16 protein-coding genes are annotated in these 20981 nt (G+C 66.6%); 8 read left to right on the top strand and 8 right to left on the bottom strand.

Translation table 11 applies throughout. From position 1 onward, the window contains the following. Positions 1-151: 151 nt before the first annotated feature. From G4G71_RS11720 to G4G71_RS11745, 6 genes are all read right to left on the bottom strand, one after another. Complete coding sequence (locus G4G71_RS11720) at positions 152-1054, bottom strand: hydroxymethylglutaryl-CoA lyase (protein WP_169937808.1); 903 nt, start codon at positions 1052-1054, stop codon at positions 152-154. A 235-nt stretch (positions 1055-1289) separates the two neighbouring features. Beyond that, the gene (locus tag G4G71_RS11725; RefSeq protein WP_169937810.1) at positions 1290-3251 is read right to left on the bottom strand and encodes an acetyl/propionyl/methylcrotonyl-CoA carboxylase subunit alpha; all 1962 of its coding nucleotides are present in this window, start codon (positions 3249-3251) and stop codon (positions 1290-1292) included. Continuing rightward, positions 3251-4048, bottom strand: a complete 798-nt coding sequence (locus tag G4G71_RS11730) for a gamma-carboxygeranoyl-CoA hydratase (protein WP_169937812.1) — start codon at positions 4046-4048, stop codon at positions 3251-3253. The genes G4G71_RS11725 and G4G71_RS11730 overlap by 1 nt, the downstream gene beginning before the upstream one ends. A gap of 88 nt (positions 4049-4136) precedes the next feature. Continuing rightward, entirely contained in the window at positions 4137-5744 is a 1608-nt protein-coding gene (locus tag G4G71_RS11735) for a carboxyl transferase domain-containing protein (protein WP_169937814.1), read from the bottom strand. Positions 5745-5872: 128 nt separating this feature from the next. Then, the gene (locus G4G71_RS11740) at positions 5873-7036 is read right to left on the bottom strand and encodes an isovaleryl-CoA dehydrogenase (RefSeq protein ID WP_169937816.1); all 1164 of its coding nucleotides are present in this window, start codon (positions 7034-7036) and stop codon (positions 5873-5875) included. 55 nt (positions 7037-7091) lie between these two features. Beyond that, positions 7092-7496 (bottom strand): MerR family transcriptional regulator, encoded by a 405-nt coding sequence (locus G4G71_RS11745; RefSeq protein WP_169937818.1) that lies wholly within the window; start codon positions 7494-7496, stop codon positions 7092-7094. Between the two features lie 261 nt (positions 7497-7757). On the opposite strand from G4G71_RS11745, the gene G4G71_RS11750 reads away from it, so the two are divergent. The 5 genes from G4G71_RS11750 to G4G71_RS11770 all read left to right on the top strand — a co-directional run bounded on the left by G4G71_RS11750 (position 7758) and on the right by G4G71_RS11770 (position 14138). Next, positions 7758-9656, top strand: coding sequence for a sigma-54-dependent Fis family transcriptional regulator (locus G4G71_RS11750; protein WP_169937820.1), 1899 nt, complete (start codon positions 7758-7760; stop codon positions 9654-9656). Then, positions 9656-11383, top strand: coding sequence for an ABC transporter ATP-binding protein (locus tag G4G71_RS11755; protein ID WP_169937823.1), 1728 nt, complete (start codon positions 9656-9658; stop codon positions 11381-11383). Before G4G71_RS11750 ends, G4G71_RS11755 begins: the two co-directional genes overlap by 1 nt. Then, positions 11373-12044, top strand: coding sequence for a subtilisin-like serine protease QhpE (gene qhpE, locus G4G71_RS11760; protein ID WP_169937825.1), 672 nt, complete (start codon positions 11373-11375; stop codon positions 12042-12044). The genes G4G71_RS11755 and qhpE overlap by 11 nt, the downstream gene beginning before the upstream one ends. 186 nt (positions 12045-12230) lie before the next feature. After that, positions 12231-13547, top strand: a complete 1317-nt coding sequence (gene qhpG / locus G4G71_RS11765; protein ID WP_169937827.1) for a flavin-dependent monooxygenase QhpG — start codon at positions 12231-12233, stop codon at positions 13545-13547. 63 nt (positions 13548-13610) lie between these two features. Beyond that, positions 13611-14138, top strand: coding sequence for a DUF3828 domain-containing protein (locus tag G4G71_RS11770; protein WP_169937829.1), 528 nt, complete (start codon positions 13611-13613; stop codon positions 14136-14138). Between the two features lie 235 nt (positions 14139-14373). On the opposite strand, the gene G4G71_RS11775 is transcribed toward G4G71_RS11770, so the two are convergent. After that, entirely contained in the window at positions 14374-15759 is a 1386-nt protein-coding gene (locus tag G4G71_RS11775) for an NAD-dependent succinate-semialdehyde dehydrogenase (RefSeq protein WP_169937831.1), read from the bottom strand. 145 nt (positions 15760-15904) lie between these two features. Here G4G71_RS11775 and ptrR point away from each other — a divergent pair, with 145 nt between their 5' ends. Next, complete coding sequence (gene ptrR, locus G4G71_RS11780) at positions 15905-16783, top strand: putrescine utilization regulator PtrR (protein ID WP_169937833.1); 879 nt, start codon at positions 15905-15907, stop codon at positions 16781-16783. Positions 16784-16974: 191 nt separating this feature from the next. Next, the gene (locus G4G71_RS11785) at positions 16975-17901 is read left to right on the top strand and encodes a hypothetical protein (protein ID WP_169937835.1); all 927 of its coding nucleotides are present in this window, start codon (positions 16975-16977) and stop codon (positions 17899-17901) included. A 153-nt stretch (positions 17902-18054) separates the two neighbouring features. On the opposite strand, the gene G4G71_RS11790 is transcribed toward G4G71_RS11785, so the two are convergent. Then, on the bottom strand, positions 18055-19602 hold the full coding sequence (locus G4G71_RS11790) for a nucleobase:cation symporter-2 family protein (protein WP_054907870.1): 1548 nt from the start codon (positions 19600-19602) through the stop codon (positions 18055-18057). A gap of 379 nt (positions 19603-19981) precedes the next feature. Between G4G71_RS11790 and G4G71_RS11795 the strand changes: the two genes are divergently transcribed. Next, positions 19982-20866, top strand: a complete 885-nt coding sequence (locus G4G71_RS11795; protein WP_169937837.1) for a LysR substrate-binding domain-containing protein — start codon at positions 19982-19984, stop codon at positions 20864-20866. Positions 20867-20981 lie beyond the last annotated feature (115 nt).

A 20981-nucleotide genomic window follows, 5' to 3' on the forward strand; every position in this document is an offset into this window, starting at 1 on the left:
CCGTGCGCGCGGAGGGCAGAGGGCGCACTGTACCGGGATGTGGGTGCTCTTTGTAGGAGAGAGGGGGGCGCCTAGTCCTTGCTCGCGAACATTCTCCGCAGCGGGGGCGGTTCGCGAGCAAGCTCGCTCCTACAGGTCCGGGTAGGTTGCCTCAGCGTTTGGACAACTGCGCCTTGGCCACCCGCGAGCCATTGGGCTTGTCGAGCACGGCGCAGATGCGCTGGCCGGCGTCGATCAGCTTGCCCAGGTCGATGCCGGTGTGGATGCCCAGGCCGTTGAGCAGGTAGAGCACGTCTTCGGTGGCGACGTTGCCGGTGGCGCCCTTGGCATAGGGGCAACCGCCGAGGCCGGCGACCGAGCTGTCGAACACCGCGATGCCTTCCAGCAGGCTGGCGTAGATGTTCGCCGTGGCCTGGCCGTAGGTGTCGTGGAAGTGCCCGGCCAGTTGCGCGCGCGGCACGCGTTGGCCGACGACCTCGAACATGTGCCGGGTGGCGCCGGCGGTGCCGACGCCAATGGTGTCGCCCAGGGACACTTCGTAGCAGCCCATGGCGTGCAGCTCCTCGGCGACGGCGGCGACCTGCGCCACGTCCACCTCACCCTGGTAGGGACAGCCGAGCACACAGGAGACGTAGCCGCGCACGCGTACGCCGTGCTGACGGGCCGCTTCCATCACCGGGATGAAGCGCTCCAGGCTCTCCTTGATCGAGCAGTTGATGTTCTTCTGCGAGAAGGCCTCGGAGGCGGCGGCGAACACCGCGACTTCCTTCACCTGAGATTCCAGCGCGGCCTCGAAGCCCTTGAGGTTCGGCGCCAGCGCGGCGTAGGTGACGCCGGCCTTCTGCTGGATGCCGGCGAAGACTTCCGCCGAGCCGGCCATCTGCGGCACCCACTTGGGCGAGACGAAGCTGCCGACTTCGATGTAGCCCAGGCCGGCGGCGGTGAGGTCGTCCACCAGGCGCACCTTGTCGGCGACGGCGATGGGTTGCTTCTCGTTCTGCAGGCCGTCGCGCGGGCCGACTTCGACGAGGCGGACGGATTGGGGCAGGGTCATGAATTGTCCTCTGTGGATTCGGGCGAAGGCTTTTGCTTCCTGTAGGAGCGAGCTTGCTCGCGAACCTGCTTCACACCGGGATATCAGGGTGCAATGCGTTCGCGAGCAAGCTCGCTCCTACAAAAGTGGTTTCGGTATCAATCAGCCAAGTGGGGCGCATAAAGCCGAACGCTTTATCCGCCGTTGTCTCGCGGCGGATAACGCTGGCGCGTTATGCGCCCTACAAAAGCCGGCGTCAGGCCGGCGCTTCTTCCAGTTCCACCAGCGCTGTTCCTTCCGACACCAGCTCGCCTTCGCTGCAATACAGCGATTTCACCACGCCGGCGTGCGGCGCGCGAATGCTGTGTTCCATCTTCATGGCTTCGAGCACCACCAGTGCGGCGCCGGCTTCGACGCTCTGGCCAGGTTCTACCAGGATGCGCACGATGCTGCCGTTCATCGGCGCGCCCAGGCCGCCCTGGTGCGAATGCGCGGCTTCGGCCTCGGCGATGGCGTCGAAACGCTGCACGTTGACCAGCTCGCCGTTCCACTCCAGATAGAGGCTGTCGCCGCGGCGGATCACCTGATGGCGGCGGCGAATCTCGCCGTCCTTCACATCCAGCCACTGACCATCGAGCTGGGCGATGCGCTGCCCATCGGCGTGGCGCAGGCGTACCACCTGGGACTCACCCTTGGCCAGCAGGTGCAGGTCGGTCTCGCCCGGCAGGCCGCTGCGCCAGCCGCTCTGGGCGGACCAGGGCGAATGGGCGTCGTCGCCGCGCACGCGGGCGGCTTCGCTCTGCACCCAGGCTTCGCCGGCCAGTTGCCAGAAGCGCTCGGGCAGGGTGGTCGGAACCGGCAGCAGGGTGTCCTGATAACGGGCGATGAAGCCGGTGTCCAGCTCGCCCTCGGCGAAGGCCGGGTGGGCCAGCACGCGGCGCAGGAAGGCCAGGTTGGTCTTGAAGCCGCCGACCGCGGTTTCGGTGAGCATCGACAGCAGGCGCTGGCGCGCTTCCTCGCGGTTCTCGCCCCAGGCGATCAGCTTGGCCAGCATCGGGTCGTAGAACGGCGAAATGTCGTCGCCCTCGCGGATGCCGCTGTCGGTGCGGCGGCCAGGGCCGGCGGCGGGTTCGCGGTACAGCGCGAGGTGGCCGCTGGCGGGCAGGAAGCCGCCTTCCGGGTCTTCGGCGTAGAGGCGCACTTCGATGGCGTGGCCGTTCAGCGGCACCTGTTCCTGGGTGATCGGCAGCGGCTCGCCACGGGCGACGCGGATTTGCCAGGCGACCAGGTCGAGACCGGTGATGGCTTCGGTGACCGGGTGCTCCACCTGCAGGCGGGTGTTCATTTCCATGAAGAAGAACTGGCCGCTGCCTTCGTCGTAGAGGAACTCCACGGTGCCGGCGCCAACGTAGCCGATGGCCTGGGCTGCGCGTACGGCGGACTCGCCCATGGCGGCGCGCAGCTCGGAGGAGAGGCCCGGTGCCGGCGCTTCCTCGACGACTTTCTGGTGGCGGCGCTGGATCGAGCAATCGCGCTCGTTGAGGTACAGGCAATGGCCGTGCTGGTCGGCGAACACCTGGATTTCCACGTGGCGCGGCTTGGTCAGGTACTTCTCCACCAGCATGCGCGAGTCGCCGAAGCCGGACTGGGCTTCACGCTGGGCGGATTCCAGCGCCTCGGCCAGTTCGGCTTCGCGCTCGACCACCTTCATACCCTTGCCGCCACCGCCGGCGGCGGCCTTGAGCAGCACCGGGTAGCCGATGCGCTGGGCTTCGCGCTGGAAGGTGGCGTAGTCCTGCGCCTCGCCATGGTAGCCGGGCACCAGCGGCACGCCGGCGGTTTCCATCAGCGCCTTGGCGGCGGACTTGCTGCCCATGGCGTCGATGGCGCTGGCCGGCGGGCCGAGGAAGATCAGCCCGGCCTCTTCGCAGGCGCGGGCAAACCCGGCGTTCTCCGAGAGGAAGCCGTAGCCGGGGTGGATGGCCTGGGCGCCGGCAGCTTTCGCAGCGGCCAGCACGGCGTCCGCGCGCAGGTAGCTTTCAGCGGGCTTGGCGCCGCCCAGGTCGATGGCGATGTCCGCCTCTTCGACGTGGCGGGCGTTGCGGTCGGTGGCGCTGTGCACGGCTACGGTGGTCAGGCCCAGGGCCTTGGCGGTGCGCATCACGCGGCAGGCGATTTCGCCGCGGTTGGCCACCAGCAGGGTATCGATCTTCTTCATCAGACTTGCTCCTGCCAGGCCGGTTTGCGTTTTTCCAGGAAGGCGTGCAGGCCTTCCTGCCCCTCGGGGCTGATGCGGATGCGGGCGATGGCGGCTTCGGTGTAGCGGCGGCGTTCGGGGGTGAGTTCGCCGGCGCCGATTTCCTGGAACAGCGCCTTGCAGGCGACCAGCGCCGCAGGACTGTTGTTCATCAGGTTGGCGATCCAGGCCTCGGCCTCGTCGTCCAGTTCGGCGGCCGGGTAGTGCTCGTCGACCAGGCCCAGCTCGCGGGCACGGATGCCGCTGAAACGTTCGGCGGTCATGGCGTAGCGGGTGGCTGCTCGCTGGCCGATGGCCTTGGTGACGAAGGGGCCGATGGTGGCCGGGATCAGGCCGATGCGCACTTCGGACAGGCAGAACTGCGCGTCCTCGGCGGCCAGCACCATGTCGCAGCAGGCGGCCAGGCCGACACCGCCGCCGAAGACTGCGCCCTGGACGATGGCGAGGGTCGGCTTCTTCAGTTGGTGCAGGTTGTAGAGCAACTCCGCGAGCTGCTGGGCGTCGTTCAGGTTGCCCTGGTAGTCCAGTTTCACCGATTCCTGCATCCACGCCAGGTCCGCGCCGCCGCAGAAGTGGCGGCCACGGCCGCGCAGCACGACGAGGCGCACGCGGTCGTCGTTGGCCACGGCGCCCAGCGCCTGGATCAGCTCGGCAATGGTCTGGGCGTTGAAGGCGTTGTTCTTCTCCGGGCGGTTCAGCCACAGGCTGGCGACGCCGCGCGGGTCGATATCGAGCTCAATGTTTTCGAAAGTGGTCATTAGGGACTCCTGGGCTGCAGGCTGCAGGCCACAAGCTGCAGGCGAGAACTCTCTTGCCTGCAGCCTACCGCCTGTAGCCTGCCGCCGCTTACATCCTGAATACGCCGAAGCGGGTCGCTTCGACAGGCGCGTTGAGCGAGGCGGAGAGGGCGAGGGAGAGCACGTCGCGGGTCTGCGCCGGATCGATCACGCCGTCGTCCCACAGGCGCGCGCTGGAGTAGTAGGGGTGACCCTGGCGCTCGTACTGTTCGAGGATCGGCGCCTTGATCTTCGCCTCGTCCTCGGCGGACAGCGCAGAGCCTGCGCGTTCGGCCTGCTCGCGCTTGACCTGGGCCAGTACGCCGGCAGCCTGTTCGCCGCCCATCACGCCGATCCGCGCGTTGGGCCACATCCACAGGAAGCGTGGGTCGTAGGCACGGCCGCACATGCCGTAGTTACCGGCGCCGAAGCTGCCGCCGATGATCACGGTGAATTTCGGCACCTGGGCGCAGGCCACCGCGGTGACCAGCTTGGCGCCGTGCTTGGCGATGCCGCCGGCCTCGTACTTCTGGCCGACCATGAAGCCGGTGATGTTCTGCAGGAACACCAGTGGGATGCCGCGCTGGCAGGCCAGTTCGATGAAGTGCGCGCCTTTCTGTGCGGCCTCGGCGAAGAGGATGCCGTTGTTGGCGAGGATCGCCACCGGGTAGCCGTGCAGATGGGCGAAGCCGCACACCAGGGTGGTGCCGAACAGCGCCTTGAACTCGTCGAATTCGCTGCCGTCGACCAGCCGCGCGATGATCTCGCGCACGTCGAAGGGCTGCTTGCTGTCCACCGGGATCACGCCGTACAGCTCGTCGGCGGCGTACAGCGGGGCGCGCGGGGCACGGGTGTTGAGCTTGCCCTGCTTGGTCCAGTTGAGGTTGGCGATGCAGCGGCGGGCGATGGCCAGCGCGTGTTCGTCGTCCTCGGCGTAGTGGTCGGCGACGCCCGAGGTCTTGCAGTGCACATCGGCGCCGCCCAGGTCCTCGGCGCTCACCACTTCACCAGTGGCGGCCTTCACCAGCGGCGGGCCGGCGAGGAAGATGGTGGCCTGGTTGCGCACCATGATGGTCTCGTCGCTCATCGCCGGCACGTAGGCGCCGCCAGCGGTGCAGGATCCCATCACTACGGCGATCTGCGGGATGCCCTGGGCGCTCATGTTGGCCTGGTTGAAGAAGATGCGGCCGAAGTGTTCGCGGTCGGGGAACACCTCGTCCTGGCGCGGCAGGTTGGCGCCGCCCGAGTCCACCAGGTAGATGCACGGCAGGCGGTTCTGCTGGGCGATGGTCTGGGCGCGCAGGTGCTTCTTCACGGTCAGCGGGTAGTAGCTGCCGCCTTTCACCGTGGCGTCGTTGCCGACGATCATGCATTCCACGCCTTCCACGCGGCCGATACCGGCGACCACGCCGGCGGCGGCGACGTCTTCGCCATACACGTCATGGGCGGCGAGGGCGGAGACTTCGAGGAAGGGCGAGCCGGCGTCGAGCAGGCGGTTGATGCGCTCGCGCACCAGCAGCTTGCCGCGCGCGGTGTGCTTGGCCTGGGCGGCGGCGCCGCCGCCTTCGTGGACGCGGCCGAGGACGGCGCGCAGGTCCTGGACGTTCTCCAGCATGGTCGCGGCGTTGGCGGCGTATTCCGGGGAACGGGTGTTGAGTTGGGTGCCGAGGATGGTCATGGCGTCTCCACGAGCGGGAAGGGATCTGTAGGAGCGAGGGGGGCGCCTAGCCCTTGCTCGCGAACAACCTCCGTAGCGGGGCCGGTTCGCGAGCAAGCTCGCTCCTACAAAAGCATGGGCGTCAGTGTTCAGCGAGTCTCGTTGAACAGCTCGCGGCCGATCAGCATGCGGCGGATTTCGCTGGTGCCGGCGCCGATCTCGTAGAGCTTGGCGTCGCGCAGCAGGCGGCCGGTGGGGAACTCGTTGATGTAGCCGTTGCCACCGAGGATCTGGATGGCGTCCAGGGCCATCTGGGTCGCGCGTTCGGCGGTGTATAGGATCACCCCGGCGGCGTCCTTGCGGGTGGTCTCGCCACGGTCACAGGCCTGGGCCACGGCGTACAGGTAGGCGCGGCTGGCGTTGAGCTGGGTGTACATGTCGGCGACCTTGCCCTGGATCAGCTGGAACTCGCCGATGCTCTGGCCGAACTGCTTGCGGTCGTGGATGTAGGGGACGATCACGTCCATGCAGGCCTGCATGATGCCGATCGGGCCGCCGGCGAGGACCACGCGCTCGTAGTCCAGGCCGCTCATCAGCACCTTCACGCCGCCGTTGACCGCGCCCAGCACATTCTCTTCCGGCACTTCCACGTCATCGAAGAACAGCTCGCAGGTGTTCGAGCCGCGCATGCCCAGCTTGTCGAACTTGCTGCCACGGCTGAAGCCTTTCCAGTCGCGCTCGACGATGAACGCGGTGATGCCGTGGGCGCCTTTTTCCGGCTCGGTCTTGGCGTAGATCACGTAGGTGTTGGCGTCCGGGCCGTTGGTGATCCAGGTCTTGCTGCCATTGAGGACGAAGCGGTCGCCGCGCTTCTCGGCGCGCAGCTTCATCGACACCACGTCGGAGCCGGCGTTGGGCTCGCTCATGGCCAGGGCGCCGATGTGCTCGCCGCTGATCAGCTTGGGCAGGTACTTGGCCTTCTGCTCGGCGTTGCCGTTGCGCTTGATCTGGTTGACGCACAGGTTGGAGTGCGCGCCGTAGGACAGGCCGACCGACGCCGAGCCACGGCTGATTTCCTCGATGGCGATGACGTGGGCCAGGTAACCCATGTTGGCGCCGCCATATTCCTCCGCGACGGTGATGCCGAGCAGGCCCATGTCGCCGAACTTCTTCCACATGTCCGCGGGGAACAGGTTGTCGGAATCGATCTGCGCGGCGCGCGGGGCGAGTTCGCTGGCGACGAAGCCCTGCACCTGCTCGCGCAGCATGTCGATGGTTTCGCCGAGGCCGAAGTTGAGGGAGGGGTAGCTCATTGGGTCACCTGTTGTACTTGTAATCGGATGAGAGAGAGCGGGCAGGGCGGCGAGATCAGCTCGTGGCGCGCTGCTTGCGGGGTTTGTCGGTCTCGGCCATGGCCGCCAGGCAGCGCTCCTCGGCCGTGTCCAGTTCCAGTTTCATCTGCTCGATGTCGAGCAACTGTTGCTCAAGCTGCGCGCGGCGCGCGGTGATCTTGTCGAGGAAGGTCTGCAGCTGCCTGGTGTTGCCGCTGCTCGGGTCGTAGAGGTCGATCAGTTCCTTGCACTCGGCCAGCGAGAAGCCGATGCGCTTGCCGCGCAGGATCAGCTTCAGCGCCACCAGGTCCTTGGCGCTGTAGACGCGCTCCTGGCCACGGCGCTCGGGGCTGAGCATGCCTTGCTCCTCGTAGAAACGGATGGCACGGGTGGTGACGTCCAGTTCGCGGGCCAGCTCGGAGATGGTGTAGGTCGTGGGCATGGGAATCTTCTTGCTCGGTCGTTTACCTTTACGTTAACGTAAACCTGCCTTGGGTCACTGTCAATACAGCTCGAAGGCGGCCCGGGAAGGTTTTGGAAAGGTCCTGCAAAGTTCACTGGCGCGGGAATTGCCTGGCCATCGATATGAACCTTCCTACTGGGGACTTCCCCTTTACGGACGCCGCCTGCGGGTGTACACAGCCCTGACCAGCCTGCGAGTTCCATGCCCTCAAAGAGAGCACGGAACCTACCGGAGCGATGCATGACTACAAGAACAATAAGCAGTGACCTGCTGCGCGAAGCCCACCTTGCCCGTGAACACCTGCAGCAGGAGGGCGAAGTGCCCAACGGCGTGCTCCGCGAGGAGATCGACGCCTCCTGGCGGCGCAGCCTCGACCATGGCCTGGACTGCTCCAACGGCACCGAGCATGGCCTCGACACGCGGATCAAGCCGGATGTGCTGCTGGCCGGCAATCGCCTGCTGCTGGACGCCGCTACCCCGGAACTCGACTACCTGCAACAACGTCAGGGGCACGACGGCGTGATCATCCTGGCCAATGCCGACGCCACCATCCTGTCCGTCGAAGGTGCCCGCGAGCGCATGCAGAGCAAGGGCCTTGCCGACATCGTCGAGGGCGCCTGCTGGAGCGAAGCCGCGCGTGGCACCAATGCGCTGGGCACCGCGCTGGTGGAAAAGCGCGCCACGCAGATCGACTGCGGCGAACACTTCCTTGACCGCCTGAGTCGCTTCTCCTGCACCTCGGTGCCCATCGAAGGGCCGCAGGGTACGTTGCTCGGCGTGCTCGACATGACCCGCGAAGGTCCGCTGTCCGGCCCGCGGGAAAGCCTCTCGCTGCTCAGCCTCGCGGTATTCCAGATCGAGGCGCGGCTGTTCGCCGTCAGCCATCCGGGGCAGGTGGTGATCGCCTTCCATTACCGTCGCCAGTACCTCGACTCAGCCTGGCAAGGCCTGCTGGCGCTGGGGCTGGACGGCAAGGTGCTGGCCGTCAGCGGCCAGGCCTGCCAGTTGCTCGGCGCCAACCGTGAATCCCTCGTCGGTCGGCGTAGCGAAGACTTCCTCGGCCTGCGCGGCGAGCAGCTTATCGCGCGGCTTTACCAGGGCGGCGTGGGCAGCCTGCAGACGCCCAAGGGTGAGCTGTTCTACAAGACCTTGCAGGCGCCGCTGCGCAGCCATGCGGTGCCGGTCAGCGCTCGTGCGCCGCGCCCGGCCGCCGGCCCCGATCTCGACGCCCTGGCCGGCAACCACCCGCGCTATGCCCGCGCCCTGCGCATGGCCCGCCAGGGGTTGGTCAACGAACTGCCGGTGCTGCTGCTGGGCGAAACCGGCAGCGGTAAAGAAGTGGTGGCCCGTGCCCTGCACCAGGCCAGCGCGCGCAGCGACAAGCCCTTCGTCGCGGTGAACTGCGCGGCGATTCCCGAAGGCCTGATCGAGTCCGAGCTGTTCGGCTATCGCGACGGCGCCTTCACCGGATCGCGGCGTGGCGGCATGGTCGGCCGGCTGCAGCAGGCCCACGGTGGCACGCTGTTCCTCGACGAAATCGGCGATATGCCGCTGGCACTGCAAGCGCGTCTGCTGCGCGTGCTACAGGAACGCAAGGTAGCGCCGCTGGGTGCCGGTGAAGAGCAGGACATCGACGTCGCGCTGATCTGCGCCACCCACCGCGACCTCAAGCGCCTGGTGGAAGAGAAACACTTCCGCGAGGACCTCTACTACCGCGTCAACGGCATCAGCGTGAAGCTGCCGGCGCTGCGCGAACGCGACGACCTCGCCGAGTTGGCAACCGGCGTGCTGGCTCGTCTCGGCGCGCCCAAGGTGAAACTCTCCGCCGAGCTGCTCGGCCTGCTGCGCGAATACCACTGGCCGGGCAACATCCGCCAGTTGGAGATGGTCCTGCGCACCGCGCTGGCCATGCGCGAGGAGGGCGAGGAGGAACTGAGCCTCGATCACCTGCCGGACAGCACCCTGGACGAACTCAGCGTCGGCGAACGCCCGCAGAGCGGCAGCATCCGCGAGAACGAACTGGAGCTGATCCGCCAGGCGCTGGAGCGCCACCAGGGCAACGTCTCCGCCGCCGCCGACGCGCTGGGCATCAGCCGCGCCACGCTGTACCGCAAGCTCAAGCAACTCAAGGTGGGCTGATGTTCTTCACCCGCCTTATCGACAGCGAAGACCCGCAGCAACTCAAGGCTTCACTGCGCTGGCTGTACGGCTTCGTACGGCCGCACAAGGTGGCGATTGCCGGGCTTCTCGGATTGTCGTTCTGCGCATCCCTGCTGGTGCTCGCTCAGCCCTGGCTGACCAAGATGCTGATCGACGACGGCCTGCTGGCGAAGAACTTCCCGGTGCTGGTAACGGTGGCCGTGGCGATGATCGTTGTCGGTCTGGTGGGTACGGCGTTGTCCGGGGTCAACCGCTTCCTGCACACGCGGTTGTCCGGGCGTATTCTGTTCTCCCTGCGCGATGCGCTGTATCGACACCTGCAGACGCTTTCGCCGAGCTTCTTCGGCCGCCGCCGCATCGGCGACCTGATGTCCCGGCTGGACGGCGACGTCGCCGAGATCCAGCGCTTCGCCGTGGACTCGCTGTTCTCCGCCGTCTCCAGCGTGATCGGTCTGATCGGCGCATTGGCACTGCTGCTCACGCTGTCCTGGCAATTGTCGCTGCTGGTGGCGCTGCTGATTCCCCTGGACGTGCTCTGGCTGCGCTGGATGCGGCGCAAGGTGGAGCGCGAGGCGCGTGGCTTGCGCGAGCGTTCGGCGGACCTTTCGTCCTTCTTCGTCGAGACCTTGCCGGCGATGAAATTCATCCAGTCCGCCGGCCAGCAGAACCGCGAAGCCGGGCGCCTGGAAGGCCTGGGGCAGGGTTATCTGGGCCAGTTGCTGCGCCTGCAACTCACCGAGTTCTTCACCCAGGCCGTGCCGGGAACGCTGATGTCGCTGTCCCGCGCCTGCGCCTTCCTGGTCGGCGGTTACTGGGTGGTGCAGGGCACCTGGCAACTGGGTTCGCTGATCGCCTTTTCCACCTACCTGGGCATGGCCATCGGGCCGGTGCAGAGCCTGCTTGGCCTGTACGTCACGTTGCAGCGCATGACGGTCAGCCTTGGCCGGGTGATGGAGCTGCGCGGCGAGGAGGCCAGCATCGTTTCACCGGTCACTCCACGGGCTATGCCGGCGGTTGGCGAGCTGCGCCTGGAGAACCTGAGCTACGCCTGGCCGGGCCGTGCGCAAGCTGTATTGCAGGACGTGCAGGCGGTGATTCCTGCCGGCCTCAAGGTCGCGCTGAGCGGCCCGTCCGGCGTTGGCAAGAGCACCCTGATCGACCTGTTGCAGCGCTTCTACGATCCCGACCAGGGGCGCATCCTGCTCGACGGTATCGATCTGCGCGAACTCGACCTGCAAGCCCTGCGCCGGCGCGTGGCGGTGGTCAGCCAGGACATCGTGCTGTTCCGCGGCAGCCTCGCTGACAACCTGGCCTACAGCGCGCCCGAGTCGAACCGCGAAGCCATTGAGCAGGCCGCTCGCGCCGCGCAGCTGGACAGCCTGATCGCCAGCCTGCCTGAAGGTCTCGACAGCCCGCTGGGCGAGCGCGGCCAGCAGTTGTCCGGAGGGCAGAAGCAACGCATCGCCATTGCCCGCGCGCTGCTGCAGGACCCGCTGATCCTGGTGCTGGACGAGGCCACTTCGCAGGTGGACGAGAGCACCGAGCGCGAAGTGATCGCGGCCATCGACCAGTTGTTTGCCGGGCGTACGCGATTGCTGATCAGCCACCGTACTTCGACGTTGGCCGCCGCCGACCTGTACCTGGAGTTGCAGGACGGACAGATGCGCGTGCGCGCAGCGCAGCCGGTGCAGCGACATGAGGCCTGAGCTGCGGGTTGGGGTGGTCGATAGCGGTTTTGCCGAGTCGCAGTCAGCGAGCGTCAGCGCTGCGCGCCGTTTCTTCCTCACCGACACCGGCCATGCTGAAGGCGAATTCCAGGTGGATGCCCTTGGCCACGGAAGCGCTGTCTGCGAAGCCATCCTTTCCGGTGCGCCGGATGCACGCCTGTCTGTCGCCCAGGTCTTCGACGAACGCGGCGTGACCAGCCCGTTGCAGATCGCCGCCGCGCTGCACTGGCTCGGCGAGCAGGGCGTGCGGGTGATCAACCTGAGCCTGGGCGTGCGCCAGGATCGGCTGATCCTCCGGGAAGCGGTGGCCGAGCTGATCGAAGCTGGCGTGCTGGTGTGCGCGTCCAGCCCGGCGCGGGGTGAACCGGTGTTTCCGGCGGGCTATCCCGGTGTAGTTCGAGTGACGGGTGATGCGCGCTGCGGTGAAAAAGAGTGGTCGTGGCTGGATAGTCCGCAGGCGGATTTCGGCGCAGCAGTGAAGGTCGGCGGGCGCTCCGGGGCGAGCCTGGGGTGTGCGGCTTTTTGCGGGCATCTGGTGGCATTGCTGGTGGAACGACCCGAGCTTTCCAATGTGCAGCTCATTGAAGTGATGCGCGAGCGGGCGGCGTTTCAGGGGATCGAGCGGAAGGTGGGGTTGTGAGCTCGCGGCTGTTCCCTCTCCCCAGCCCTCTCCCTGAAGGGAGAGGGAGCAGCCCTCTGCGGGCGTTCATCTCTGGAGCTGTCCTGTTGTTTCCGGTGTGCGCGGAAATGTCCCAGCGCACCGAACAGTCCCCTCTCCCTTCAGGGAGAGGGTTAGGGAGAGGGTTAGGGAGAGGGCAGCCGCAGCATGAGTAACCTCCCCATCCTGATCCTCGGCGCCGGCCCCGCAGGAGCGGCTGTCGCCCTCGGCCTGCGCCGTCTCGGTCATCCCGTCACAGTGATCAGCGAATGGCGCCGCTTCGCCGCCGTCGAAGGTGTCTCCCAGCGCGTACTCGAAGGCCTGCGCAATGCCGGCTTGCGGCATGCGCTGGAGTGCGCCGCGCCACCGTCGCAGCGTCGCGTGCACTGGAACGGCGCGGAAAGCGCGCAGAACATCGAATGCGTCCTCGACCGTCCGCGCTTCGATGCCGGGCTGCGCGAGGACATGACGCAAGCGGGAGCCGAGCTGATCGAGTCGCAAGCGCTGGCAGTGGAGAATGACGGCACTGGTTGGTGCGTGAAGCTGGATGACGGCCGCGCAGTGCAGGGCGCCTTCCTCGTCGAAGCTCGCGGCCGCCAGGCGCCATTGAATCAAAAGGGCCAGAAGGCCCGACGCGGCCCGGAAACCCTCAGCCTGCTCAATCGCTGGCAGGGCGAGCCCGGTCCTTTGGCGACCGCGGTGGAGAGCCTGCCCGACGGCTGGGCGTGGATGGCGCGGCTGGAGGATGGGCGCTGCTACTGGCAGCTCACCCTGGATGTCGCCAGCAGCCAGTTGCCGCCCCGCGAGCAACTGCTGGATTACTGCCGCGAGCGTCGCCGTGCGTCGACGCTGGCCCGGCAATTCTTCGGTGCTGCCCAGGAGTGCGAACTGGACCTGCACGCCCGCAGCAGCACGGCGATCCTCTGCCTGGAAGCCTGTGGTGATAACTGGATTCGCGTGGGCGATGCGGCGATGGCGGTGGACCCGCTGTCGGGCAATGGCATCTTCCAGTCGCTGTCCTCGGCCTTGCAGGCGCCGCTGGTGATCAACACGCTGCTGCGCGCACCGGAGCGGGCTGAATTGGCCAAGCGCTTCCACCAGCAACGGGTCGAGCAGCTGTTCCTGCGTTTCGCCCGGATTGGCCGCGACTTCTATGCCAGCGAAGAACAGTGGAGTGGCCAGCCGTTCTGGCAGGCTCGCCGCGGGTGGCCGGACGAGCAGCCGAGTCACGCGCCGGCGGATTTCGCCAGCCTGCGCATCGAGCGTGCACCGGTCCTGAAGGGCGAGTTCGTCGATGAGGCGGAAGTGGTGGTCAGCGCCGATCAGCCGCTCGGCGTCTGGCACCTCGACGGCCTGGAGCTGGCGCCCTGGCTACGGCGGCTGCGCGCGGAGCCGGAGGCCCAGGTGCTGGCGGACCTGCCACCGGAACGGCGTCGAGCCTTCCAGGGCTGGCTGCTCGCCCAGGGCTATCGCCCGCAGCTTTAACCACTTCACGGATTTTCGAGGCTGCGCCGGGCGATGATGTACGGCTGCCCGATGGAGAATCCCATGGCCTTCCTGCGATCCGCCTTTGCCCTGTCGCTGATCCTGCTGACGCTCTTCGATACTTCGCTCGCGGCTTCGACGCCAGCGGTCGACACTGCCAGCGCGGAGCGTTTCCTGCGCCAGTTGTACGCCAGCTATTCGCCGGACGGGCCGGGCGTGCCGAACCAGTCGCTGAAGCAGGAGGACGTCTACGATGCCTCGCTGATCGCCCTGATGAAGGCCGACCAGGACGCCGCCGATGGCGAGTTGGGCTACCTGGGTGGCGACCCGCTGTGCGATTGCCAGGACTGGGGCGACATCAAGGTGAAGTCGCTGGAGTTTTCCCCGGTGGACGACGAACGAATCAAGGCCCGGGTGGTGCTCAAGGATGCACTGACCGGGGAAGACCGCGACCTTGGCCTGCTGTTGCATCGCACGGCCGGGGGCTGGCTGGTCGAGGACTGCTTCAATGAGCAGGGCAGCCTGGCCGAGAATCTGCGGCATAGCACCCGTGAGCTCCTGCAATTGAAGAAGGGCGCAGCCAAGCCCTGATTGAACCTGCAGACGCGCCTCGGGTGCTTGTAGGGCGCATAACGCGCAAGTGTTATCCGCCGCAGGATGCACCGGCGGATAACCTGTTCCAGGTTATGCGCCCTACGGTCCTTGATTCCCGTGATTCGCGGGGGGACCGATGGTGGCGGGAACGTAGGAGCGGACTCTGTCCGCGATAGGTCCGCATCGCGCTGGCGGCCATCGCGGACAGAGTCCGCTCCTACGAGAGCAAGGCTTACTTGCGGTCGATCCACACGGTCTGCGGGTTGGTGAACTCGCGCAGGCCGAAGTGCGACAGCTCGCGACCGAAGCCGCTCTTCTTCACACCGCCGATCGGTACGCGCGGGTCGGATGCGGAGAAGCCGTTGATGAACACGCCACCGCTGACCAGGCGACGGGCCATGTGCTGGGCCTTGGCCTTGTCGGCAGTCCAGATCGCGCCGGAGAGGCCGAATTCGCTGTCGTTGGCCAGTTCCAGGGCGTGCTCGGCGTCGCGGGCGATGATCAGCGAGGCGACGGGGCCGAAGATTTCCTTCTTGAACGCGGTGTTGCCCGGCTGCACGTTGGCCAGCACGGTCGGCGCGTAGTAGTTGCCTTCGCCTTCGAGCTTGTGGCCGCCCAGCAGCAGGGTGGCGCCGTCGGCGATGGCTTGCTGTACCTGGCCATCCAGTTCGTCGCGCAGGTCGAAGCGAGCCATCGGGCCGACGAAGGTGTCGTCCGCCAGCGGGTCGCCGATCTTCAGCGCCTTGACCGCAGCCAGCAGCTTCTCGGTGAAGGCCGGAGCGATGGATTCTTCGAGGATCATGCGCTTGGCGGCGATGCACACCTGGCCGCAGTTGCCGAAGCGGCTGGCGACAGCGGCCTTCACGGCGGCGTCGAGGTCGGCGTCGGCGAGCACGATGAAGGCGTCGGAGCCGCCCAGTTCCAGGACGCACTTCTTCAGCGCGGCACCGGCCTGGGAGGCGATGGCGGCGCCTGCGCCGACACTGCCGGTCACGGCGATGGAGGCGATGCGGTCATCGGCGATGGCCTTGGAGACCAGCGGCGGCTCGACGTTCAGCACCTCGAACACGCCTTCCGGCAGGCCGGCCTGCAGCCAGGCGTCGCGCAGCTGATAGGCGCAGCCCATGACGTTCGGCGCGTGCTTGAGCACATAGGTGTTGCCGCCGAGGATGATGCTGACCGCGCCACGCATGACCTGCCAGGTGGGGAAGTTCCACGGCATCACGGCCAGGACGGGGCCCAGCGGCAGGTAGGAGATGTACGCGCCTTCGATGCTGGTCTTCTCGTCTTCGAGCATGGCCGGGCCGTTGTCGGCGTACCACTCGCAGAGGTTGGCGCACTTGTTGATCTCGCCACGGGCCTGGGTGACCGGCATGCCCATTTCCTGGGCTTCCATGCGGGCCATCGGCTCGACGTTGGCGCGCAGCACTTCGGCCATCTTGCGCAGCACGGCGACACGTTCGGCGATGCTGGTGTCGCGCCATTGGCGGAACGCGGCATCGGTGCGGGCCAGCGAGGTTTCCAGCTGGGCGGCGTCTTCGAAGGTGTAGCGGGCCAGTTCCTGGCCGTTGGCGGGGCTGCGGGAGATGGCAGCGGGGATGGCGGCGATCTGGTTCATGGTGAGTCCTGCTTGTTCTGTTGAGGGGCCGCAAGGCCGGTCGTTCGTCCGGGCGCACTGGCTCCGGAATGGGGCAGAAATTAAGATGCCGAACCATTCATGTAAAATGAATAATCAAGAAAGACTCTTTCTCTCGGAGAGAATGATGGACTTGACCCAGCTGGAAATCGTCCGCGCCGTCGCTACTGAAGGCAGCATCACCGCTGCCGCGACCCGTCTGCACCGCGTGCCTTCGAACCTGACCACGCGGATCAAGCAGCTGGAAGCGGAGCTGGGCACCGAGCTGTTCATCCGCGAGAAACTGCGCCTGCGTCTGTCGCCGACCGGGCGCAGCTTCCTGGAGTACGTCGAACGCATCCTTGATCTGGTGGAGGAGGCTCGGCAGGTGGCGATGGGCGCCGAGCCCCACGGGGGCTTTTCCCTGGGCTCGATGGAGAGCACGGCGGCGGTGCGCATCCCGGAGATGCTTGCGCGTTACCACCAGCATTGCCCGAAGGTGCAGCTGGACCTCTCCACCGGCCCCTCGGGCGAGATGATCGACGGGGTGCTCTCCGGCCGTTTCATCGCTGCCTTCGCCGATGGCCCGGCCAACCACCCGCAACTGGACGGCCAGCCGGTATACCGCGAGGAACTGGTGCTGATGAGCGCCAAGCACCATGCGCCGGTGCATGACGCGCGGGACGTGGCGGGGGAGACGGTATTCGCCTTCCGCGATACCTGCTCCTACCGCAAGCGCCTGGAGGGCTGGTTCGCCGAGCACCGCGTGGTACCGGGCAAGATCGTCGAGATGGAGTCCTACCACGGCATGCTCGCCTGCATCGCAGCGGGCGGTGGCGTGGCGATCATCCCGCGGGCGATGTTCGAGAGCCTGGCCGGCGGGCGTAACGTGGCGATCCATCGCCTGGCGCCGCATCATGCCGATGCGACCACCTGGCTGTTCTGGCGGCGCGGCACCGACACACCGGCGTTGCGGGCATTTATCGGATTACTGGACGCGCCGCTGCCCGAGGCTGAGGTGGCTTGAGATCGAGCCTTTGCGCGCGCCGTTTCGCCAGCGCTACGTAACGCCCGCGAGACAGCGGTTAAAAAATCACCAACGCCTCTTGCAGCGGCTTTGCGCTGCGCTAACGTGAGTCTCTCTGTCCGTCGTGCGAAGGCGGAAACACCCTTCGCGGCAGGGCGTTTTCCCCGCTGGCCTTCTGCCCGGAGCGCATGATGGAGACACGTAGCAAGAGGCGACGCGCCAATGCGTTGCAGATCACTTTGATGGGCGCGGGGCTGATGCTCTTCGCGCTGCTTCTCGCAATTGCCCTGGTCAACCTGTGGCCGCAGTCCTACCCGAAGTTTCCACCCGCTGGCGAAGTCGGCGACCCCGGCGTGCAATGCCTGATCGGCTGGTGCCCGGGGCCGGATGCGCGGCTGCTGGTGATGGTCATGGTCGCCGGGGCGCTGGGCAGTTTCGTCCATGTGGCGAAATCCTTCGGCGACTTCGTCGGCAACGACCGCTTCATGGTCAGCTGGATCTGGTGGTACCTGCTCAAGCCCTGCATCGGCATGGCGCTGGCCTTGCTGCTCTACCTGATCGTGCGCGCGGTGTTCCTTTCGGTGAACCTCGCCGGCGACTCGGCCAGCGTCAATCTCTACGCAGTGCTGGCCATGTCCGGTCTGGTGGGGATGGCCTCCAAGCAGGGCACCGACAAGTTCGCCGAAGTGCTCGACCGGCTGTTCCGCATCCGGCACTCCGGCGGCGATGCCCGGCGCAAGGATCAGCTGGAAAACCCCGTGGCGGTCATCACCGAGGCGCAGCCGCCGGTCCTCGATGCCCAGTCGCTGTACGTGACCTTGCGCGGCAAGGGCTTCAGCCGTGGCGCGCGGGTACTGGTGAATGGCCTGGAACGCGAGACGTCGCTGCCCGACAGTACGCGCCTGGCCTTCCAGCTGTTGCCCGAGGATGTGGCCGCTGCCGGCAGCCTGGCTGTGGTGGTGGTCAATCCGCCGCCCGGCGGTGGGCCTTCGGCGTCGCTGATGCTGGAGGTGAGCGCACCGCCTGTACCCGAACCGGAAGCAGAGCCGGCGAAGGCCGGGCCGGTGGCGATGGTGGTGGCGTCGGCCGAAGAAGATTCGGCGGTGGCGCTGCACTGAGCCACGGGTGGCTTTGGCCTCTGCAGGAGCGAGCTTGCTCGCGAACCGCGTCACGCCGGTGCTGCCGGTAGAACCGTTCGCTCCTATCCCAAACAGGAGATACGGAAACGAAAAAGGCCCCGCAATGGGGCCTTTTTCATGGGCAGAACCGGGTCACGCGCTGCTGTTCACCGTCTCGCGCTTGAGCGGTCTGGTCGCTGGCGCGTGGTGTTCGTCGTGGTCGTGATCGTCGACGATTACCGGTACTTCATTGCCTTCGGCATCAAACAGCTTGCCGTTCTGGAAGTAGTCGCCTTCGTTCAGCGCAGCGATGTCGCGGTAGCGCAGGGTGCGTTCCTCGGCGGCGACGAACACCGACTGCTGGTCCGAGTTGCCGGTCTTGAAGTGGTTGAACAGCAGGTTGAGGCCGATGGCCATGATCGCCGCCGAGCTGATGCCCGAGTGGAAGATGGTGGCGAACCAGCTGGGGAAGTGCTCGTAGAAGCTCGGCGCGGCGATCGGGATCATGCCGAAGCCGATGGAGGTGGCGACGATGATCAGGTTCATGTTGTTGCGGTAGTCGACCTTGGACAGCGTGCGGATACCGCTCGCCGCCACGGTGCCGAACAGCACCACCCCGGCGCCGCCGAGCACGGAGGAGGGCACCGCGGCGATCACCCGGCCCATCACCGGCAGCAGGCCGAGGGTCACCAGGATCAGGCCGCCGGTGGCTACCACGTAGCGGCTCTTGACGCCGGTCACGGCCACCAGGCCGACGTTCTGGGCGAACGCGCTCTGGGTGAAGGAGCCGAAGATCGGCGCCAGGATGCTGGAGGCCATGTCTGCGCGCAGGCCGTTGCCCAGGCGCTTGGAGTCTACCTTGGTGCCGATGATCTCACCGACGGCGAGGATGTCCGCCGAGGTCTCCACCAGGGTCACCATGATCACGATCAGCATCGAGATGATGGCGGCGATGTGGAAGGTCGGCAGGCCGAAGTGGAAGATCGACGGGAAGGCCACCATCGGGCCTTCGGCCACGCGGGAGAAGTCGGTCATGCCCAGGGCGGCGGCGATCACGGTGCCGATCACCATGGCCAGCAGGATCGACAGGCGCGAGATGGAGGCGCTGCCCAGCTTGCTCAGCAGCAGGACGATCACCAGGGTGAGCGCGGCCAGGCCGATGTTGGCCATGCTGCCGAAGTCCGGTGCCTTGGGGTTGCCGCCCATGGCCCAGCGCGCCGCCACCGGCATCAGCGTCAGGCCGATGGTGGTGATGACGATGCCGGTGACCATCGGCGGGAAGAACTTGGTGATACGCGAGAAGATCGGCGTGATCAGGAAGCCGATGAACGAGGCTGCCATCACCGCACCGAGCACGGCGGGCATGCCGCCGCCTTCATAGCCGCCACCGAGGATGGCGATCATGGTGGCGACGCCGGCGAAGGAAACGCCTTGCACCAGCGGCATCTGTGAGCCGAAGAAGGGGATGCCGAGGGTCTGCAGCAGGGTGGCGAGGCCACCGGCGAACAGCGAGGCGGCGATCAGCAGGCCGATTTCGCTGGGGGAGAGCCCGGCCGCCTGGCCGAGGATCAGGGGCACGGCGACGATGCCGCCGTACATGGTCAGAACGTGTTGCAGGCCGTACGCCAGGTTGGCGCCGATTCCGAGGTTCTCGTCTTCCGGGCGTGCTCCGGCGGACGCTACAGCTGAACGATCATTCATGGCTGAGGACTCGCTTGTTTTTGTTGTGCGGCCACTGTAGACAAAGTTCGTGGGAAATATCCACTGGTTTGTATACATTTTCGCGTCCTATGGTCCGGAATCTGACCGGGCGGTTAAGTGGTTTTTCCGTTGAGATGGCTCTGCAATCAGCGTTATGCATGAAATCCTGACTCGGGATGCTTTGCCCAAAATGTGTGCATTTCTGAATCCAAAAGCACCAGTTGGCTGCATGCAAAGCGCCGAAAGGTTCTTTGCGACCACCTGGGCACAGGACTTCGCAATTTGTGGGCCAGGGGTGCTTCGAGGGCGTTGCGTTCCCCTGTGAAGGCCGCTCCTGCTATAACCGTCCGTCACGATTTGCGCAGGACTGCTTCAGAAGATGGCCCTCCCGCCACTGCACAGTTTCAGGGTGTTCGAAAGCGTGGCCCGCCTGGGCAGCCTAGCGGCGGCTGCCGTCGAACTGCACGTCACCACCGGCGCGGTCAGCCAGCAGGTCAAGGCGCTGCAGGCCGGCCTGGGCGTGGAGCTGTTCGAGAAGCGCGGCCGCCAGTTGGTGCTGACTGCCAGTGGGCGGGCGCTGCAGAAGAGCGTGGCCAGTGCGATGGACGAGATCGGTGGGGCGGTCCTGGCGTTGCAGGCAGGAGGGCGCCCGGACGAGGAACGGGTGGATATCTGCCTGTCGATCCCCCCGGCCGAAGGCGTGGAGTGGCTGACCCGGCCGTTGTTGCGCTTCATGGAGGAGTCGAACTCGGTGCGGGTGAGCGTGATTACCGCGCCGGGCATGCCGCAGGTGGACTGGCGCCGCGCCGACGTGGCGGTGATCTACGGCACGCCGCCGTGGTCGGGTGTCTGGTGGCGCCTGCTGCACGGCATCCGCATGACGCCGGTGTGCAGTCCGCAGTACCTGCGCGGGCCGCTGGCCATCGTCGAGGCCGCCGACCTGGCGCGGCACCGGCTGCTCCACGAGGACGATGGCAGCCAGTGGCAGCAATGGCTGGCCGAGGCTGGCCACAGTCGGGGAGGCGCCGAGGACATCCATTTCGAGGATTTCGGCATGGTCCTGCAGGCGGCGCGCGATGGCTTCGGCGTGGCGCTCAGCGACGAGACGGTTTCACAGCGCGACCTGGACGAAGGCCGGCTGGTGCGCCCGCTGCCGATCTCGGTGGCGGCAGTGCACAACTACTACGTGGTCTGCCCCGAGGCGAAGCGGGAACGCCCGGAGGTCCGGGCGTTCATCGAGTGGTTGCTGTCGGTGGGGGAGTGACTCTCCGAGGACAGTCCCTGTAGCCATCCCGATGGCTCGGTGCCTGCTCTTTCCCCTCACCCCAGCCCTCTCCCGCAGGGAGAGGGGCAGACTGTGCCGGTTGACGCCGCAGTTT

This window comes from Pseudomonas multiresinivorans, from assembly GCF_012971725.1.
GTDB lineage: Bacteria > Pseudomonadota > Gammaproteobacteria > Pseudomonadales > Pseudomonadaceae > Pseudomonas > Pseudomonas multiresinivorans.

Excerpts from the sequence above, each read along its gene's own strand:
- G4G71_RS11795 (WP_169937837.1), top strand. The coding sequence starts at position 19,982 with ATGGCCCTCCCGCCACTGCACAGTTTCAGGGTGTTCGAAAGCGTGGCC.
- qhpE (WP_169937825.1), top strand. The coding sequence starts at position 11,373 with ATGAGGCCTGAGCTGCGGGTTGGGGTGGTCGATAGCGGTTTTGCCGAG.
- G4G71_RS11735 (WP_169937814.1), bottom strand. The coding sequence starts at position 5,744 with ATGACCATCCTCGGCACCCAACTCAACACCCGTTCCCCGGAATACGCC.
- G4G71_RS11730 (WP_169937812.1), bottom strand. The coding sequence starts at position 4,048 with ATGACCACTTTCGAAAACATTGAGCTCGATATCGACCCGCGCGGCGTC.
- G4G71_RS11775 (WP_169937831.1), bottom strand. The coding sequence starts at position 15,759 with ATGAACCAGATCGCCGCCATCCCCGCTGCCATCTCCCGCAGCCCCGCC.
- G4G71_RS11725 (WP_169937810.1), bottom strand. The coding sequence starts at position 3,251 with ATGAAGAAGATCGATACCCTGCTGGTGGCCAACCGCGGCGAAATCGCC.
- G4G71_RS11750 (WP_169937820.1), top strand. The coding sequence starts at position 7,758 with ATGACTACAAGAACAATAAGCAGTGACCTGCTGCGCGAAGCCCACCTT.
- G4G71_RS11785 (WP_169937835.1), top strand. The coding sequence starts at position 16,975 with ATGGAGACACGTAGCAAGAGGCGACGCGCCAATGCGTTGCAGATCACT.
- G4G71_RS11790 (WP_054907870.1), bottom strand. The coding sequence starts at position 19,602 with ATGAATGATCGTTCAGCTGTAGCGTCCGCCGGAGCACGCCCGGAAGAC.
- ptrR (WP_169937833.1), top strand. The coding sequence starts at position 15,905 with ATGGACTTGACCCAGCTGGAAATCGTCCGCGCCGTCGCTACTGAAGGC.
- G4G71_RS11770 (WP_169937829.1), top strand. The coding sequence starts at position 13,611 with ATGGCCTTCCTGCGATCCGCCTTTGCCCTGTCGCTGATCCTGCTGACG.
- qhpG (WP_169937827.1), top strand. The coding sequence starts at position 12,231 with ATGAGTAACCTCCCCATCCTGATCCTCGGCGCCGGCCCCGCAGGAGCG.
- G4G71_RS11720 (WP_169937808.1), bottom strand. The coding sequence starts at position 1,054 with ATGACCCTGCCCCAATCCGTCCGCCTCGTCGAAGTCGGCCCGCGCGAC.
- G4G71_RS11740 (WP_169937816.1), bottom strand. The coding sequence starts at position 7,036 with ATGAGCTACCCCTCCCTCAACTTCGGCCTCGGCGAAACCATCGACATG.
- G4G71_RS11745 (WP_169937818.1), bottom strand. The coding sequence starts at position 7,496 with ATGCCCACGACCTACACCATCTCCGAGCTGGCCCGCGAACTGGACGTC.
- G4G71_RS11755 (WP_169937823.1), top strand. The coding sequence starts at position 9,656 with ATGTTCTTCACCCGCCTTATCGACAGCGAAGACCCGCAGCAACTCAAG.